Genomic DNA, 15,850 nt, shown 5'->3' with positions numbered 1-15,850 from the left:
TCAACCCGCGGACGCAACCGCTCAGTTTCCCGGCCGGGCCCAGACCGCGTCGTCCGCCGAGAGGCGGTGGGCCAGGACGGCGGTGACGGCGAGCAGCGTCAGGGCCGGGCCCAGGGTGGCGGCGAGACCCCAGCGCAGAAACAGCCAGGCGCCGGCGAGGGCCCCGAGGAACATCGCGAGGACGGGCAGCATGCGGCGGGCCGTGCCGCCGGTGCCCCCGGCGGTGGTGGAGTCGGCGGCGAGGCCGGTCAGGGTCAGGGTGAGCACGGTGGTCGTCAGATCGGGGACGCCCAGGCGTCGTACGACCACCCAGGCGCCCTTGAGGATGTCGAGCGGGTCGGCGTCCTTGATGGCGGCGGCGGTGGCGTACGTGCTGTCGCGCATCTCGTCGTAGCCCGTGCCCTCCGGGTGGACGTCCCGGTGGGTGCTCCACCACAGGTCGGGCTCGTTGTCGAGGTTGTAGAAGCCGACCCCGCCGTCGTCCGCGGCGCCGTAGGTGCGCTTCAGATACTCGACCCAGCCCTTGGTGAACTCCGGGCCGGCGGGAACGCTGGTTTCCTTCGGGTCGTTGCCGGTGACGTTGGTGCCGTCGGTCTTCACACCGTTGCCGCAGTCCGGGCGCCACTGCGCGTCGTTCGCCTTCTGCGGCCCGTACGTGGCGACGCTGAAGCCGCAGGCGGCGTTGCGCGCCGCGGTCGTCCAGCCGCTCATCGGCACGGTCATCACGGTGTCGGTGCCGGTGCGGCGGTCCTGCTCGACGAACTTGTCGGCCTGCGAGCCGTCCGGCAGCTGGGCGGTTCCGTTCTCGTAGTACAGGTTCTCGAAGTACCAGTCGTGGCCCGCGTTGTACGCGTCGAACTGGTAGTTGTAGCGGCTGGTGGCGTTGCCGCCCCACCGCCGGACCGGCAGGCGCAGCTCCTCGGCCAGCGCCTCGTCGGCGAAGTTGATCCCGTAGATGTGCGGGTCGATGGCCTTGCGGCCGGTGGTGGTGTCGACGCTGAGGGCGGTGCTCAGCGAGGCTCCTCCGTCGACCACCACGACGGCACCCTCACCGGGGGTGCGCGGCGTACTCCACCCGCCGCGGCAACCACGAGGCCATGCTGCGCGGCGCGTTCACCAACCCGGCGGTGACCAACCTGCTGCCCGGCATCCGGTCCGGTGCGGGCGCGCACACGTACACGGCCGACCGCACCCGCGTCCTGCCCGTGTACGAGGCCGCGCCCACCTACCGCGACGCGGGCTACGACCTGGTCGTCGTCGCGGGCCGCGCCTACGGCGCCGGTTCCAGCCGCGACCGGGCGGCCAAGGCCCAGGCCCTGCTGGGGGTGCGCGCGGTCGTCGCCGAGTCGTACGAGCGCATCCACCGCAGCAACCTGATCGGCATGGGCGTCATGCCGCTGGAGTTCGCCGAGGGCGACAGCGCCGCGGCCCACGCGTTCACCGGAGAAGAGGACCTCTCCTTCGAAGGACTCGGCGAGCTGCGCGTCGGGACCAACCGGGTGATCTTGCGTCTCCACGGGGGTGACGATCGCCACACCACAGCGGAGCTGCGGCTGCGCATCCACTCCCGGCAGGAACTCGCCTACCTGCGCCACGGCGGGATCCTGCCCTACGTGGTCCGCCGCTCCCTCGAGGGCCCATGATGGCCCTGCGGGCGGATGACCTCTAAAGAGAGCGGTGTGCATGGACTGGGAGAGCTTCGCGGAGCAGCTGGCCGTGATGGCGCGGGACCTGCTGGCGCAGGACTCGGTGGACGGGACGCTGGAGCGGATCACCGAATGCGCCGTGGAGATCGTCGAGGGGTGCGACGCGGCCGGAATCCTGGTCCTCCATGGAAAGCGGGTGGAAACCCTGGCCCCGACCGACGGGCTGGTGGTCCGCTCCGACCAATTGCAGGAGCGGACCGGTGAGGGCCCGTGTTTCGACGCCGCGCTCCGCAGCGAGCCCGTCTACCGGATCCAGGACTTCGCCGAGCCGCAGGAGCGATGGCCCGAGTTCGGGCACCGGGCCCGCGACCTGGGTGTCGGCAGCATGATGGGATTCCTGCTCTACACGCGGGAAGAGGAACTCGGCTCCCTGAACCTCTATTCGCGGAGCACGGGCATCTTCACCAAGGGCAGTGAGACGGCGGGCTGGCTGCTGGCCTCGCACGCCGCGGTCGCGTTCTCCAGCGCCCGCACCGCCGACCAGCTCCAGCAGGCGCTCTCCACCCGGCACACCATCGGCGAGGCCATGGGCATCCTGATGGAGCGCCTCAAGGTCAGCGAGGACGACGCCTTCAACGTGTTGCGGCGGGTGTCCCAGGAACGCAACATCAAGCTGCGGGAGATCGCCCGGCGGGTCTGTGAGAGCGGCGGCATCGACGACTGACCGCCGCCATGCCGCCGCCGGGCGGCTCCACCGGCCCGCATTCTGGACCGGAAGAGCCTGGCCGTCGCTTTCCCCCGGGGGTCTCGCCGACAGCGTGGGCGGCGAGTACCCGCCGCCCGGAGCCGTATGCATGCGCGCCCGGGCCCGATGAGTGATGTCCCGTCAGCGGGCCAGGGCCGGGATGATGCCGCCCGCGAGGACCGCCTCGCACTGCCGCGGGGAGAGCCGGTGGCGCAGCAGGTACTCCTCGTCCCGGGTGTCATTGCGCACCCGGAGCGTCGGGTCGTCCGTCCGGGCGAGGGCCGCGTGCAGCCCGGGCAGGCGCAGCCGGTCGTCGGTCCCGATGCGCTCGTAGTCGCCGGGGTCGTCGAATTCGAGGGCGAGGACGCCGAAGTTGGCGAGGTTCTGCCAGTGGATGCGGGCGTACGACTTGGCGATGACCGCCCGTAGGCCGAGGTAGCGCGGGGTGATGGCGGCGTGTTCGCGGGACGAGCCCTGACCGTAGTTCGCCCCGGCGACGATGAGGTGTCCGGTGTCGTCCCGGACCGACGCGGCGCGCCGGGGGTAGTCGGGGTCCAGCCGGGTCAGGGTGAACTCGGCCAGCTTGGGGATGTTGGACCGGTACGGCAGGGCCTTCGCCCCGGCCGGGGAGATCTCGTCGGTCGAGACGTCGTCACCGGCCTTGAGGAGGACCGGGCCTTCCAGGGTGTCGGGCAGCGGATCGAGGTCGGGCAGCGCGGAGATGTTGGGGCCGCGCCGCAGCTGGACGCGGCGGGCCTCGTCCGGCGGCAGCGGCGGCTCCAGCATGGCGACGTTGACCGACGCCGGTGCGGGGACGTCCGGGGTGGGCGGGGCCGCGGACAGGCGGTCGGCCCAGTCGCGCGGGTCCGTGATGACGCCGGTCAGCGCGGAGGCCGTGGCGGTCTCCGGTGAGCACAGCCACACCGCGTCGTCCTCGGTGCCGGAGCGGCCGGGGAAGTTGCGCGGGAACGTACGCAGCGAATTGCGCCCCGCCGCGGGGGCCTGGCCCATGCCGATGCAGCCCAGACAGCCCGACTGATGGATGCGGCCACCGGCGGCGATCAGGTCGAACGTGGCACCCGAGCGCGTCAGGTCCTGGAGGATCTCGCGGGACGTCGGGTTGATGTCGAAGCTCACCTCGGGCGCCGTCTGCCGCCCCGCCACCATGGCCGCCGGGACGGCGAAGTCGCGGAAACCGGGGTTGGCGGAGGAGCCGAGGACCGCCTGCCCGATGGGCTCCCCGGCGGCCTCCCGGACCGGCACGACGTTGCCCGGGGAGGTGGGCCGTGCGATCAGCGGCTCCAGGGACGACAGGTCGATCTCCTCGTCGAGGTCGTAAGCGGCGTCCTCGTCCGCGACGATCTCCACGAAGTCCTCGCCCCGCCCCACCCCCGCCAGGAAGTCGCGCACCGCGCCGTCGGAGGGGAAGACGGTGGTGGTGGCGCCGAGTTCCGCCCCCATGTTCGCGATGACGTGCCGGTCCATGGCGGTGAGGGAGGCCAGGCCGGGCCCGTGGTACTCCAGTACGCGGTGGACGCCGCCCTGCACCCCGTGACGGCGCAGCATCTCCAGGATCACGTCCTTGGCGCTGACCCACGGCGGCAGTTCCCCGGTCAGCCGGATGCCCCAGATCGCCGGCATGGTGAGGTGGAGGGGCCGTCCGGCCATGGCGAGGGCGACTTCCAGGCCGCCGGTGCCGATGGCCAGCATGCCCAGGGAGCCGCCCGCGCAGGTGTGGGAGTCGGATCCGGCGAGCGTTCTGCCGGGGGCGCCGAAGTGCTGCATGTGCGTCGGGTGGGAGACCCCGTTGCCGGGCTTGGAGAACCACAGGCCGAAGCGGCGGGCGGCCGAGCGCAGGAAGAGGTGGTCCTCGGCGTTGCGCTCGTCGGCCTGGAGGATGTTGTGGTCGACGTACTGGACGCTGACCTGCGTACGGACCCGGTCCAGCGCCAGCGCCTCCAGCTCCTGCATCACCAGGGTGCCGGTGGCGTCCTGGGTGAGCGTCTGGTCCACGCGCAGCGCGATTTCCTCCCCCGGCCGCATGCTGCCGGACACGAGGTGGTCGCCGATCAGCCGCTGCGTCACGGTGCCGTGTGCGTGGCCATGGGGCAGACCCATAGCGGTACCGCCTTCCCGGTGTGGCGCTGCCGGACGGTCCGGGCGCCACCATGCGGGTTCCCGTTCCGCGGCCGCCATGCCGGGCCCCCCGGCACAGTCACCCGGACGGGCGCCCCGGGCCCGGCGTCAGCCGCCGTCCGCGTCCGCGGCGGCCGGGGCGGTGCGGACGGCCCAGCGCTGTTCGACCTTGGCGATCCGCCAGTAGGCCAGCGCCGCGGCCCACACCACGACGAACAGGCCGACGATGATGAACCCGACGTTGTCCAGGTTCAGCCCGGAGATCCAGCCGGTGACGGCGTCCCGCAGGGCGAGCTTGTCGTGGAGCACGCCCACCAGCTCGATGGTACCGATGAGGAAGGCCACCGCGATCGACAGGCCGGTGATGGCCAGGTTGTAGAAGACCTTGCGGACGGGGTTGGAGAACGCCCACTGGTAGGCGAAATTCATGAAGGTGCCGTCCAGGGTGTCGAACAGGCTCATCCCGGCGGCGAACAGCAGCGGCAGGCACAGGATGGCGTACCAGGGCAGTCCCGCGGCGGCGCCGCTCCCGGCCATCACCATCAGCGTAACCTCGGTGGCGGTGTCGAAGCCGAGCCCGAAGAGGAAGCCGAGCGGGTACATCTGGCCGGGCCGGGTGATGGACTTCGTGAAGCGGCCCAGGACACGGTTCATGAAGCCGCGCGAGTCCAGGTGCGCCTCCAGCTCCGACTCGTCGAACTGCCCGGCGCGCATCGCCCGGAACACCCGCAGGATGCCCAGCAGGGCGACCAGGTTGAGCGCGGCGATGAGGTAGAGGAAGGTCCCGGACACGGTGGTGCCGATGACCCCGAGGACCTGGTGGGTGCCCGAGTCCTCGTTCACCAGGGCGCCCGCCAGCTGCGTACCCCCGGCGACCAGCGCGGCCAGCAGCACCACGACGCTGGAGTGGCCGAGCGCGAACCAGAAGCCCACCGACACCGGCCGCTTGCCGTCGGCCATCAGCTTGCGGGTGGTGTTGTCGATGGCGGCGATGTGGTCGGCGTCGAAGGCGTGCCGCATGCCCAGGGTGTACGCGGTGATCCCGAGGCCGACGCCGAACGTCTTGGCGCCGACCTCGTAGTGCTGCGGCGTGACCACCAGGAAGAGCAGTCCGAAGGCGACGGCGTGCAGGGCGACGATCACCGCCAGCAGCCCGGCGGTCCGGACGGTGTCCTCGCGCCGCCATGCGAATGCGGTGGGCAGGGTCATGCGGTCACGCTCCAGCACCTCGTGGATCACTTCGTGAGATGCCGCGGCCGGTCTCCTGGCTGACGGGTCGACGCGACCGCCCCTGCCTTCCCGGCCGCGCGAGGCGGCCAGTGGCTCCGCGGCCCGGTCCTGCGGCCGCGGAACGGGACGAGAACTCCCCGATCACAGTGGCGAGGGCCGCTCCGGTTTCGCACCGGCTTCCCGAACACCACGGCGCGGCAACTGTAGGCGGCACCCCGCAAAACCGGCAAGTGCCGCACTTTCAGCAGCGGTCACGCACGTGCGGTTCGGCAGCGGTCACGCGCGCGAGGTGAGGATGCTGAGCGCGTTGGCCGCGACGATGGCGCCGATGCTCGCCCACTCGGTCCACCCCAGGCCCTGGCCGAGCAGGATCCATCCGACGACGGCGGCGAGGACCGGGTTGACGCTCATGAAGAGCCCGAAGGTCTGGGCGGGGACGCGGCGCAGCGTGAACAGGTCGGCGAGGTAGGGCACGGCGGAGGAGAGGACACCGGCCGCGATGGCGTAACCGGCCGCCCCCGGCGTCGGCGGGTGCTGCACGGCGATGACGATGCCCACGGGCAGGAACAGCACGGCGGAGACCGCCGCGGCCGCCGCCGACCCCTGCGCCCCGGGGACGCGGCGGCCGACGGTGCGGTTGAGCAGGATGTACGACGCCCAGCAGGCGGCGGCCAGCAGCCCGAGGCCGAGGCCCAGGTAGTCGGTGGAGGGCTGAGGACGCATCAGGGTGACCACTCCCGCCAGCGCGACCAGCGCGCAGCACGCGTCCGTGCGGCGGTGGGAGGCGGACAGGGCGATGGTGAGCGGGCCGAGGAACTCCAGGGTCACCGCGAGCCCGAGGCCGATGCGGTCGATGGCGCTGTACAGGGACAGGTTCATCGCGCCGAAGACCAGGGCCAGCAGCAGCACCGGCCACCACTGCTGCTTGGTGAAGGACCGCATGCGGGGGCGGCCGACGGCCAGCAGGACGATGGCGGCGACGTACTGGCGTACCGCGACGACACCGGAGGCCCCGAGCACGGGAAAGGCGAGGGAGCCGATCGCGGCGCCGGTCTGGTTGGACAGGCCGCTGCCGGCCATGGTGAGCACACCGGCCAGCGGGTGCCCGGCCGGTTTCCGGCCCGGGGCGTCTGGCAGGTCCGGACCGGCGCGGTGTGACGTGGCGGTCGGCTGGGCGGGAGCAGGAGCGGAAGCGGGGGCGTGGGCTGCGTCCATACCCTGATCGTGCGGTCGCGCGGCCGTTGCGCAAAATGCGTTGGACGACGTACCTATACGCTTGGGTTATGGATGTGGAGCTGCGGCAGTTGCGCTGTCTCGTCGCGATCGTGGACGAGGGCACCTTCACCGACGCCGCGATCGCGCTCGGGGTCTCCCAGGCGGCCGTGTCCCGCACGCTGGCCTCGCTCGAACGCGCCCTCGGGGTGCGCCTGTTGCGGCGTACCTCCCGGACGGTGACCCCGACCGGCACCGGGCTGCGGGTGGTGGCGCAGGCCCGGCGGGTGCTGGGCGAGGTGGACCACCTGGTGCGGGAGGCCACGTCTGGTCACACACGGCTGCGGATCGGTTACGCGTGGTCGGCGCTGGGCAGTCACACCCCCGCCTTCCAGCGCCGCTGGGCCGCCGCCCATCCGGAGACCGATCTGCACCTCGTCCGCGTCAACGCCACCACGGCCGGTCTGGCGGAAGGGGCCTGCGACCTGGCCGTGCTGCGCAGGCCGCTGGAGGACCAGCGTTTCGACTCCGCCATCGTGGGGCTGGAGCGGCGGCTGTGCGCGATGGCGGCGGACGACCCCCTGGCCCGGCGCCGCTCCATCAGGCTCGCCGACATCAGCGACCGCACGCTGCTGGTCGACCGGCGGACCGGCACCACCACCCCCGAGCTGTGGCCGCCCGGCTCCCGCCCGGACACCGAGGAGACGCACGACGTCGACGACTGGCTCAACCTGATCTCCACGGGCCGCTGCGTGGGGATGACGGCGGAGTCGACCGCGCACCAGTATCCGCGGCCCGGCATCGTGTACCGGCCCGTGCGCGACGCCGAGCCGATCGCGGTGCGGCTGGGCTGGTGGCGGGACGATCCGCACCCCGCGGGGCAGGCGGTGATCGAGCTGATCACCGCCCTGTACCGCACGGGGTGACCCCGTCGGTCTGCGCCTCAGTAGAAGTGCCGGCGTCCGGCGACCGCGTGACCGGTAGCGCCCAGGGCCCACAGGACCGCCCCGATGGCGAGAAGGACGATGCCGATCGTCCACAGAACGGCGATGCCGGTCAGCAGACCGATGATGAGGAGAATGATCCCGAGGACAATCATGGCGTCCTCCGATTTCACGAGAGTGCTCCACCTCCACTATCTGCCTCTTCCGCCTGCCGTGCCAACAGATCGCACCCCGCCGGGGGCATCCGGGCGCGGCTCGGGCATCGTGGCTCCCGACGTGTTCACCAGGAACCGTGAGGAGTCATCGATGACGACAGCCGAGTCCAGCGAGTCGGCGACCGGGACCGCCGGGCCCGTGGTGCGCGCCGCCGCCGGTGCGGTGCGCGGCCGCCGGGAGGGCGGTCTGGCCGTGTTCCGCGGCATCCCGTTCGCCGAGCCGCCGGTGGGGGACGCGCGGTTTCAGGCGCCGCGCCCCGTGCGCTCCTGGGAGGGGACGCGGGACGCGTACGTCTTCGGGCCGCCGCCCCCGCAGGAGTCGGGGTTCGTGGGCCGCGCCGGGGTCCTGGAGGCGCCGACGGGCGACGACTGGCTGACGGTCAACGTGTGGACGCCCGAGCCGGACCCGGCCGCCCGCCGCCCCGTGATGGTGTGGCTCTACGGCGGCGCCTACAAGCTCGGCCACTCCGGCAGCCCCGGCTACGACGCCCGGCGCATCGCCCGTGACGGCGACGTCGTCGTGGTCACCCTCAACTACCGGGTCGGTATCGAGGGCTTCGCCCACATCGACGGGGCGCCCGCCAACCGCGGCCTGCTCGACCAGGTCGCGGCCCTGGAATGGGTGCGGGAGAACATCGCGGCGTTCGGCGGCGACCCCGGCCGGGTCACCGTCTTCGGGGAGTCGGCCGGAGCCGGATCGGTGGCCTCGCTGCTGGCCATGCCGAGCGCGGCGGGGCTGTTCCGGCGCGCCATCGCGCAGAGCGTGCCGGGCACGTACTTCTCCGCCGAGCTGGCCCGGGACATCGCGGGCGCGCTCGCCGCCGAGGCGGGTCGGCGGCCGACGGCCGCCGACCTGTCCACGGTGGATCCGCGGCAACTGCCTTCCGCGGGCGAGGCGCTGGGCCCCGCCATGCGCCGGTACGAGGAGCGGTGGGGGCAGGTCGTGCACACGCTGACCCCCTTCGCGCCCGTCGTGGACGGCGAGGTGCTGCCGACCACCCCGTGGCAGGCGCTGGCGGCGGGCTCGGCCCGCGACGTGGAGCTGATCGCCGGGCACAACCGGGACGAGTACCGGCTGTTCCTCGCGCTCGGCGAGCAGCTCGGCCTGGCGGGCGAGGAGGAAGCGGCGGCGGCGCTGCGCGCGTTCGGGCCGGGCCCGGACGGCGAACGGGCCTATCGCGCCGCCTTCCCCGAAGCCTCCCCCGCCGAACTCCACGAGCGGGTCCAGTCCGACTGGCTGTTCCACATGCCCTCGCTGCGGCTGGCCGAGGCCCAGGTGGCCGGGGGCGGCCGGGCGCACGTGTACGAGCTGACCTGGCCCGCCCCGGCGGGCGGCGGCGTCATGGGCGCCTGCCACGGCCTGGACATACCGCTGCTGTTCGGCACCTTCGACGCCGACCTCGGCCTGCTGCTGTTCGACGGCTCCGGGCCCTCGCCGGAGGCCGAGGCCCTGTCGTCCCGCTTCCGTACGGCCTGGACCGCGTTCGCCACGACGGGCGACCCGGGCTGGCCCGCGTACGACCCCGACCGCCGCCTCACCCAGGTCTTCGACGCGGAGCCCGAGATCACCGCCTACCCGGAGGAGACCTCCCGGCTCCTCTGGCAGGACCACACCTTCCCGGCCCTGCCGCTGCTCGGCTGACCGCTCACGTCACGCCTTCGGCGCGCTGGACGTCGGCGACCATCGTGCGCAGCACCTTCAGCGCGGCGGCGTACTCCTCGTCGCCGACGCCCTCGTGGACGACGGCCCGCAGTTCGGTGACCAGGGCGCGCAGCCGGACGCGGGCGGCTTCGCCCGCGTCGGTGAGGTGCAGGCGGTCGGCGTCCGCGCGGAGCCAGCCGCGGTGCAGCAGCTGGTCGACGACGCGGGGCATCTCGTGCGGGCCGTCCGCGACGGGTGTCAGCCGGTCGGCCACCTCCTCGCGGCTCGGCGCGGTGGGCCAGGAGTGCACGCAGTTGAGCACCCAGTACTGCGGCTGGGTGACGTCGATCCTGGCCATCGCGTCGCGCAGATGCCGGGTGACGGTGGTGTGGGCCAGGCCGGTCCAGTAGCCGACCGGCTGGCTCGCCAGCATGTCGTCGGTGGCGGCGGGATCGGCCGGGGCCTGGTCGGTGAGGCCATCGGTTAACGGGGTCATGATCGTGACGGTACCGTTCGGCGGCAGGCGGGGACACAGCTCGCGGCCCACCCCCTACCCTGGTGGCCGTGCACATCTGCTTTGTCTGTAGCGGGAACATCTGCCGCTCGCCGTCCGCCGCGCTGGTCTTCGCCGAGCATCTGCGCCGCGCGGGGCTCGACGGCGCGGTGCGGGTCACCAGTGCCGGTATCGGCCCCTGGCACGTCGGCGAGGCCGTCGACGAACGGGCCGGTGAGGTGCTGGTGCGGCGCGGGTATCCGGTCGAGCACGTCGCGGCGCAGGTCGGCGCCGAGCATCTGGACGCCGACCTGTTCCTGGCGATGGACGGCGGCCACGAGCGGGCGCTGCGCCGCCTGGTCGACGATCCGTCGCGGGTCCGGATGCTGCGGTCCTTCGACCCGCACGCGACGGGCGACCTGGACGTGCCCGATCCGTACTACGGCGGCCCGGAGGCATTCGACACGGTGCTGGACATGATCGAGGCCGCGACGCCCGGCCTGCTCGCCTGGGCGCGCGAGCGCGTGGACGCATGACCGCCGGTCCGGACCCGGCCGGAACCGGCGAAGGCCCGGGCGCGGCGGCGGCCCGCCTCACCGGGCGCCCGGTGACCGGCGAGCGCGCGATGTCCGGGGCGCTCGCCGAAGTCACCCTCGACGGCGGGCAGGCGGTGATGGTCAAGCGCGGTGACGACCCCGGCGCGGTGGAGGCGGAGGCGGCGGGGCTGCGCTGGCTGGCCGACACCGGCACGGTCCGCGTCCCGGTGGTGCACGGCCACGATCCGCGCTGGCTGGTGACCGAGCGGGTCCCGTCCGGCCGGGCGGGCGCCCCCGCGGCGGCGCGGTTCGGCCGCGACCTGGCGGCGCTGCACGCGTCCGGCGCGCCCGCGTTCGGTGCCCCGCCGCCGGGTGGCCCCGAGGACGCGTACATCGGGCTCGCCCCGATGCGCAACGCCACCGGCGACGACTGGCCGGGCTGGTACGCCGAGCACCGGGTGCTGCCCTATCTGCGCCGCGCCGTGGACGACGGCACGGTGCGCGCCACCGAGGCGGCCACGATCGAGCGCGTCTGCGAGCGGCTGCCCGCCCTGGCGGGCCCGGCCGAGCCGCCCGCCCGGCTGCACGGCGACCTGTGGAACGGCAACGTGCTGTGGGGCGCCGACGGGCAGGCGTGGCTGATCGACCCGGCCGCGCACGGCGGACACCGGGAAACCGATCTGGCGATGCTGCACCTGTTCGGCTGTCCGCATCTGGACCGGGTGCTGGAGGGCTACCAGGAGGCGTCGCCGCTCGCCGACGGCTGGGCGGACCGCATCGGGCTGCACCAGCTCTTCCCGCTGCTGGTGCACGCGGTGCTGTTCGGACGCGGCTACGCCGAACAGGCCCTCGCGGCGGCCCGCACCGCCCTGGCGGGCTGACCGTCAGAGGAAGCTGACGTTCTGGGCGAGGGCCAACTGGCTGGAGTAGTTGATGGTGTTGGTGGCCGGGCGCATGTAGGCGCGCCAGGAGTCGGAGCCGGACTCGCGGCCGCCGCCGGTTTCCTTCTCGCCGCCGAAGGCGCCGCCGATCTCGGCGCCGGAGGTGCCGATGTTGACGTTGGCGATGCCGCAGTCGGAGCCCTCGGCGGAGAGGAAGAGTTCGGCTTCCTGCTGGTCGCGGGTGAAGATGCTGGACGACAGGCCCTGGGGGACGTCGTTGTGCAGGGCGATGGCCTCCTCGAGGGTGTCGTACGTCAGCACGTACAGGATCGGCGCGAAGGTCTCCTCCCGTACGACCTCGCTCTGCTCGTCCACCCGGACGATGACGGGTTCGGCGTAGGCGGCCTGCGGGAGCGCGTCGGCCAGGCGGCGGTTGCCGCCCGCCAGGACCTTGCCGCCCTCGGCCTGGACGCGGGTGAGGGCGCTCCGCATGGTGTCGAGGGCCGCGGTGGAGATGAGCGGGCCGACGAGGGTGTCCTCGTCGAAGGGGTTGCCGATGGGGAGCTTGTGGTAGGCGGCGGTCAGCCGGGCGACGAGGGTGTCGGCGATGTCGCGGTGGACGATGAGGCGGCGCAGCGTCGTACAGCGCTGCCCGGCGGTGCCGGCCGCGGCGAACACAATGCCCTGGACGGCGAGGTCGAGGTCGGCGGAGGGCGCGACGATCGCGGCGTTGTTGCCGCCGAGTTCGAGCAGGCTGCGGCCGAAGCGGGCGGCGACGCGGGGGCCGACCTCGCGGCCCATGCGGGTGGAGCCGGTGGCGCTGACGAGGGCGACGCGGGGGTCGTCCACGAGCTTCTCGCCGACGGCGCGGTCGCCGAGCAGCAGCCGGTGGACGTCGCGGGGCGCGCCGACGTCCTCGGCGGCCCGGGCGAGGAGCCGGTCGCAAGCCAGGGAGATCAGCGGGGTGAGGTCGGAGGGCTTCCAGATCACGGTGTCGCCGCAGGCCAGGGCGACGGCGGTGTTCCAGGACCAGACGGCGGCGGGGAAGTTGAACGCGGAGATGACGCCGACCACGCCGAGCGGGTGCCAGGTTTCGGCGAGCCGGTGGCCGGGGCGTTCGGAGGCGATGGTGCGTCCGTAGAGCTGGCGGGAGAGGCCGACGGCGAAGTCACAGATGTCGATCATTTCCTGGACCTCGCCCAGCGCCTCGGAGCGGATCTTGCCCGCCTCGATGGTGATGAGGTCGGCCAGGTCGCTCTTGTGGTCGCGCAGCAACTCGCCCAGACGGCGCACGAGTTCACCGCGCCGGGGGGCGGGGGTGGTGCGCCAGGTGAGGAAGGCCGCACGGGAGGCTGCGATGGCGTCCTCGGCGTCGGCCGGGGTCGCGGCGGCCAGCTCGAAGAGGTGGTCGCCGGTGATCGGGGTGCGCGCGGTGAGTCCGCTGCCCTCCGGGACGGTCACGCCGACGCGCTCCAGGGCGGTGCGGGCCCGGCCGCGCAGGTCCTCGGTGGTGGGAAGGGCGGTGCTGGTCATGGGGCTCCCTCGGGAAGTGTCGGGTCCGTAGTCAGCCGAGCGCGCCGTCGAGTTCCAGCGCTCGGGCGGCCCGGGCGATGGAGTCGTTCTGCTGCCGCTCGTAGAGGGCGAAGGGGTCGAGGACGTCGCGGCCGATGGCGCCGGACAGCCAGGCGCTGTCGTAGGCGGTGCCCGCGTGGTCGTTGTTGCGTGCGCCTTCGCCGGTGAGGTTGGACTGGAAGATGCCGGCCGCGGAGCGGGGCAGGAAGTCCTCGTAGACGATGGGTTCGGCGCGCAGCCAGCCCCGGTCCACCAGCTCGCCGACGTCGGCGGGCGGACGGCTGCCGTCCCGTGGCCGGTCGGGCACCACGTGGTAGGTGAAGTAACCCAGCTTCCGCTCGGCGAGCTGCCGTTCGGTGGCGGGGAGGTGTTCCGCCCACAGCGCGCGGGCGATGTCACCGCGGTCCGCGTCGGGGCGGGCGGCGGCCTCCTGGTCGATCTGCGTCAGCAGCCGGTCGTAGAGGGCCCGGCCCTCGCGAGTGAGGGCGATGCCGCGCGCCTCGACCTCGCCGAACCGCACCCGCAGGGAGCCGCTGGTCACGTCGCCGTCGGCGGTGCGCATGGCCCGGGGTTCGGCGAGGGCGCGGAAGGACGTCTGGCGCAGCAGCACATCGGGGCCGTCCCAGTGCGGAGGTCCCTGGATGGTGTCGATCATTTCGATGCCGCGGTCGGTCATGCGCCGGTACAGCTCGTCGATGTCCAGGACGCGGGGGGTGAGGTGGTTGATGTGGGTGCTGCGGACGCCGCCGATGTCCGCGGCGACGGCGGAGACCCGCTCCAGCGTCGCGTACCAGCCCTGGTCGATCGGCTCGGTGGACAGCTCGAAGGCGCGCACGGCCAGCCGGAGGAAGTCTTCGGCCTCCGCTTCCGGCAGTTCGCCTGTCGCCTCGGCCCGGTCGGCGAGGGCGAGCAGCTCCGGGGGGAACAGCTCGCGCCCGGCGAGGAAGGTCTCCAGCCGGGCGCGCAGGTCGTCGTCGAAGAACCGCGGGTCCGCGGGGGTGAGCATGGAGGTGAAGACGCGGAACGGGTTGCGCGCCAGCTCCTCGCCGTCGGTGGGGCGGAAGGCGGTGGAGATGACGGGTACCGCGCTGGCGGCGGCCTCGCGCAGGTCGTAGAAGCCGGTCGGACGCATGCCGAGGGCGCCGAAGACGCGTGCGACCTGGTTCATCTCCTGGGGGGTGCCGACCCGGATCGCGCCGTGGCGCTCGGCGGTGACCCGGCCGATGGAGCCCAGCCGCTCGGCGTCGGCGCCCCGGGCGCGCAGCACGTCGTCGTTGACCTCGCGGGAGACGTCCACGAGGGTGGTGTAGGCGGGGACCTCCCGCCCGTACATGTCCGAGAGCCGGGCGGCGAACGCGGCGCGCAGCTGCCACTGGCGGAGTGTCCGGCTGGTCATCGAGAGTGCTGCCTTTCGGTTGGCGGTTCACACCAGTTGGCGTTACACCACATGGGCTTCGGGACGCGTTTCCGCGCCGGTCGTGAAGCGGTCGGCGCTGAACGGTGTGACGTCGAGATGCGGTGTGCGGTCCAGGTACAGGTCCCGGACGATCTCACCGACCGCCGGGGCCTGGAGGAAGCCATGCCCGGAAAACCCGGTCGCGTAAAGGAAGTTCCCGAGTTCGCCGGAACGGCCGATCAGGGCGTTGTGGTCCGGAGTGATCTCGTAGAGCCCGGCCCAGCCGTCGACCGTCTCCATGTCGGCCAGGGCCGGGGCCTGACGCCGTGCGGCGGCGCGGAACAGCTCCAGCCACTCCGGGGTCCAGGTGGTGTCGTAGCCGTCTGCCTGGCCGGGGTCGGCGAGACCGAACAGCAGCCCGTCGTCGCTGTTGTGGAAGTAGGCCGTGGACGCGAAGTCGATGGTGAACGGGATGCGCGGGGCGGGCGGGGTGAGCGGGGCGGTGAAGGCGATCTGACGGCGCACCGGACGCACCGGGAGGTGGACGCCCAGCATGTCCCCGATCTGGGCCGACCAGGCGCCCGCGGTACAGATGACGGTGGCGCAGGAGATCGGCCCGTGGTCGGTGTGCACGGTGGTGATCCGGTCGCCCGCGGTGTCGATGGCGGTGACGGCGGTGTGGGTGGCTACGCGCACGCCCGCCCGGGTTGCGGCGCGCGCGTAGCCCTCGATGACCAGACCGGGGCGGGCGTGGCCGTCGGTGGGCGAGTGGACGGCGGCCACGAGTCCTTCGGTGCTGACGTAGGGGCACAGCCGTCGGGCCTCCTGCGGGCCGATCATGCGGCTGGGCACGTCGAGGGCGTTCTGGGTCCTGACGCAGGCCTCGAAGTCCGTGGCCTGCTGCTCGCTGGTGAGCAGGAAGAGGTAGCCGACGCTGTCGAGCCGGATGTCGGCGCCGGGGCGGTGCGGGAAGTCCTGATAGGCGCGCAGGCTCCGGCTGCCCAGCTGGATGTTGAGGGGGTCGGAGAACTGGGCGCGGACGCCGCCGATGGGCTTGCCGGAGCTGCCGCAGCCCAGGTCGCCGCGTTCGACGACGACGATGTCCGTCACTCCGGCCTCGGCCAGGTGGAAGGCGGCGCTGGTGCCCATGACCCCGCCGCCGATGATCACGACGTCGGCGGCGGGCGGAACGGTGCGGAAGG

15 protein-coding genes and 1 riboswitch are annotated in these 15,850 nt (G+C 73.0%); of the genes, 6 read left to right on the top strand and 9 right to left on the bottom strand.

The window, feature by feature from the left end:
- Positions 1-21: 21 nt before the first annotated feature.
- Positions 22-1,035, bottom strand: coding sequence for a glycoside hydrolase family 44 protein (locus tag LCH29_RS02335; protein ID WP_446459979.1), 1,014 nt, complete (start codon positions 1,033-1,035; stop codon positions 22-24).
- Between the two features lie 62 nt (positions 1,036-1,097).
- On the opposite strand from LCH29_RS02335, the gene LCH29_RS02330 reads away from it, so the two are divergent.
- Both LCH29_RS02330 and LCH29_RS02325 read left to right on the top strand, forming a co-directional pair.
- Positions 1,098-1,643, top strand: a complete 546-nt coding sequence (locus LCH29_RS02330) for an aconitate hydratase (protein WP_446459978.1) — start codon at positions 1,098-1,100, stop codon at positions 1,641-1,643.
- 40 nt (positions 1,644-1,683) lie between these two features.
- Complete coding sequence (locus tag LCH29_RS02325; protein ID WP_446459977.1) at positions 1,684-2,370, top strand: GAF and ANTAR domain-containing protein; 687 nt, start codon at positions 1,684-1,686, stop codon at positions 2,368-2,370.
- Positions 2,371-2,532: 162 nt separating this feature from the next.
- Here the strand turns inward: LCH29_RS02325 and LCH29_RS02320 are convergent, their stop codons facing one another.
- The 3 genes from LCH29_RS02320 to LCH29_RS02310 all read right to left on the bottom strand — a co-directional run bounded on the left by LCH29_RS02320 (position 2,533) and on the right by LCH29_RS02310 (position 6,972).
- Positions 2,533-4,509 carry an aconitate hydratase gene (locus LCH29_RS02320; RefSeq protein WP_446459976.1) on the bottom strand — a complete coding sequence of 659 codons (1,977 nt, stop codon included), beginning with the start codon at positions 4,507-4,509 and terminating at the stop codon, positions 2,533-2,535.
- Positions 4,510-4,635: 126 nt separating this feature from the next.
- On the bottom strand, positions 4,636-5,736 hold the full coding sequence (locus LCH29_RS02315; RefSeq protein ID WP_446459975.1) for a HoxN/HupN/NixA family nickel/cobalt transporter: 1,101 nt from the start codon (positions 5,734-5,736) through the stop codon (positions 4,636-4,638).
- A gap of 28 nt (positions 5,737-5,764) precedes the next feature.
- Positions 5,765-5,964, bottom strand: a riboswitch (cobalamin riboswitch).
- A 69-nt stretch (positions 5,965-6,033) separates the two neighbouring features.
- Entirely contained in the window at positions 6,034-6,972 is a 939-nt protein-coding gene (locus LCH29_RS02310; protein ID WP_446459974.1) for an EamA family transporter, read from the bottom strand.
- Positions 6,973-7,040: 68 nt separating this feature from the next.
- Between LCH29_RS02310 and LCH29_RS02305 the strand changes: the two genes are divergently transcribed.
- The gene (locus tag LCH29_RS02305; RefSeq protein WP_446459973.1) at positions 7,041-7,895 is read left to right on the top strand and encodes a LysR family transcriptional regulator; all 855 of its coding nucleotides are present in this window, start codon (positions 7,041-7,043) and stop codon (positions 7,893-7,895) included.
- A gap of 17 nt (positions 7,896-7,912) precedes the next feature.
- Here LCH29_RS02305 and LCH29_RS02300 read toward each other — a convergent pair whose 3' ends face one another.
- Entirely contained in the window at positions 7,913-8,068 is a 156-nt protein-coding gene (locus LCH29_RS02300; protein ID WP_446460278.1) for a DUF6131 family protein, read from the bottom strand.
- Positions 8,069-8,219: 151 nt separating this feature from the next.
- Between LCH29_RS02300 and LCH29_RS02295 the strand changes: the two genes are divergently transcribed.
- Positions 8,220-9,770 (top strand): carboxylesterase/lipase family protein, encoded by a 1,551-nt coding sequence (locus tag LCH29_RS02295; protein ID WP_446459972.1) that lies wholly within the window; start codon positions 8,220-8,222, stop codon positions 9,768-9,770.
- A 4-nt stretch (positions 9,771-9,774) separates the two neighbouring features.
- On the opposite strand, the gene LCH29_RS02290 is transcribed toward LCH29_RS02295, so the two are convergent.
- The gene (locus LCH29_RS02290; RefSeq protein ID WP_446459971.1) at positions 9,775-10,266 is read right to left on the bottom strand and encodes a MarR family winged helix-turn-helix transcriptional regulator; all 492 of its coding nucleotides are present in this window, start codon (positions 10,264-10,266) and stop codon (positions 9,775-9,777) included.
- A gap of 68 nt (positions 10,267-10,334) precedes the next feature.
- Between LCH29_RS02290 and LCH29_RS02285 the strand changes: the two genes are divergently transcribed.
- Together LCH29_RS02285 and LCH29_RS02280 are read left to right on the top strand one after the other, a co-directional pair.
- Positions 10,335-10,799, top strand: a complete 465-nt coding sequence (locus tag LCH29_RS02285; protein WP_446459970.1) for a low molecular weight protein-tyrosine-phosphatase — start codon at positions 10,335-10,337, stop codon at positions 10,797-10,799.
- On the top strand, positions 10,796-11,680 hold the full coding sequence (locus LCH29_RS02280; RefSeq protein ID WP_446459969.1) for a fructosamine kinase family protein: 885 nt from the start codon (positions 10,796-10,798) through the stop codon (positions 11,678-11,680). Before LCH29_RS02285 ends, LCH29_RS02280 begins: the two co-directional genes overlap by 4 nt.
- 3 nt (positions 11,681-11,683) lie before the next feature.
- Here LCH29_RS02280 and amaB read toward each other — a convergent pair whose 3' ends face one another.
- From amaB to LCH29_RS02265, 3 genes are read right to left on the bottom strand one after another with little or no spacing between them, the layout of a single operon-like run.
- The gene (gene amaB, locus LCH29_RS02275) at positions 11,684-13,213 is read right to left on the bottom strand and encodes an L-piperidine-6-carboxylate dehydrogenase (RefSeq protein WP_446459968.1); all 1,530 of its coding nucleotides are present in this window, start codon (positions 13,211-13,213) and stop codon (positions 11,684-11,686) included.
- A 31-nt stretch (positions 13,214-13,244) separates the two neighbouring features.
- Entirely contained in the window at positions 13,245-14,648 is a 1,404-nt protein-coding gene (gene hglS, locus LCH29_RS02270; RefSeq protein ID WP_446459967.1) for a 2-oxoadipate dioxygenase/decarboxylase, read from the bottom strand.
- Positions 14,649-14,690: 42 nt separating this feature from the next.
- A complete protein-coding gene (locus tag LCH29_RS02265; RefSeq protein ID WP_446460277.1) occupies positions 14,691-15,797 on the bottom strand; it encodes an NAD(P)/FAD-dependent oxidoreductase in 1,107 nt (368 codons plus the stop codon).
- Positions 15,798-15,850: the final 53 nt, after the last annotated feature.

Source organism: Streptomyces sp. BRA346, from assembly GCF_052851135.1.
The sequence above is the reverse complement of the archived record's forward strand: the minus strand, read 5'-3'. Positions and strand labels throughout refer to the sequence as shown.

Bases quoted from the DNA above. Each gene is read 5' to 3' on its own strand.
- LCH29_RS02330 (WP_446459978.1), top strand. From the start codon at position 1,098: ATGCTGCGCGGCGCGTTCACCAACCCGGCGGTGACCAACCTGCTGCCC.
- LCH29_RS02325 (WP_446459977.1), top strand. From the start codon at position 1,684: ATGGACTGGGAGAGCTTCGCGGAGCAGCTGGCCGTGATGGCGCGGGAC.
- LCH29_RS02320 (WP_446459976.1), bottom strand. From the start codon at position 4,509: ATGGGTCTGCCCCATGGCCACGCACACGGCACCGTGACGCAGCGGCTG.
- LCH29_RS02315 (WP_446459975.1), bottom strand. From the start codon at position 5,736: ATGACCCTGCCCACCGCATTCGCATGGCGGCGCGAGGACACCGTCCGG.
- LCH29_RS02310 (WP_446459974.1), bottom strand. From the start codon at position 6,972: ATGGACGCAGCCCACGCCCCCGCTTCCGCTCCTGCTCCCGCCCAGCCG.
- LCH29_RS02305 (WP_446459973.1), top strand. From the start codon at position 7,041: ATGGATGTGGAGCTGCGGCAGTTGCGCTGTCTCGTCGCGATCGTGGAC.
- LCH29_RS02300 (WP_446460278.1), bottom strand. From the start codon at position 8,068: ATGATTGTCCTCGGGATCATTCTCCTCATCATCGGTCTGCTGACCGGC.
- LCH29_RS02295 (WP_446459972.1), top strand. From the start codon at position 8,220: ATGACGACAGCCGAGTCCAGCGAGTCGGCGACCGGGACCGCCGGGCCC.
- LCH29_RS02290 (WP_446459971.1), bottom strand. From the start codon at position 10,266: ATGACCCCGTTAACCGATGGCCTCACCGACCAGGCCCCGGCCGATCCC.
- LCH29_RS02280 (WP_446459969.1), top strand. From the start codon at position 10,796: ATGACCGCCGGTCCGGACCCGGCCGGAACCGGCGAAGGCCCGGGCGCG.
- amaB (WP_446459968.1), bottom strand. From the start codon at position 13,213: ATGACCAGCACCGCCCTTCCCACCACCGAGGACCTGCGCGGCCGGGCC.
- hglS (WP_446459967.1), bottom strand. From the start codon at position 14,648: ATGACCAGCCGGACACTCCGCCAGTGGCAGCTGCGCGCCGCGTTCGCC.
- LCH29_RS02265 (WP_446460277.1), bottom strand. From the start codon at position 15,797: ATGGGCACCAGCGCCGCCTTCCACCTGGCCGAGGCCGGAGTGACGGAC.